Source organism: Micromonospora sp. DT4, assembly GCF_049841675.1.
Taxonomy (GTDB): Bacteria; Actinomycetota; Actinomycetes; order Mycobacteriales; family Micromonosporaceae; genus Micromonospora.
Map to the genome: position 1 here is coordinate 1 of NZ_JBNCKT010000549.1, position 207 is coordinate 207.

Here is a 207-nt window from a genome sequence, read left to right on the forward strand (position 1 = left end):
GCCGGCGCGCGAGGTTTCCTGACCCGTGACACGGAGGTCGACGACCTGCTCCTCGCCGTCGACGCGGTACGGCACGGTGGGATGCACCTGGCCGCCGACATGCTGGGCATGTTGACCGGGGACGCCGAGTGCCGCCATCTCGCGTTGGGCGAACGTGAGATCGAGTTGCTGCACTGGGTGACGAGGGGCCTGACCAACGAGCAGATC

The 207-nt window shown here is 68.1% G+C and carries 1 pseudogene; it reads left to right on the plus strand.

Features of this window, described 5'->3' with window-relative positions:
• A pseudogene (locus ACLQ24_RS30820) lies at positions 1-207 on the plus strand (hypothetical protein); the annotation flags it as partial.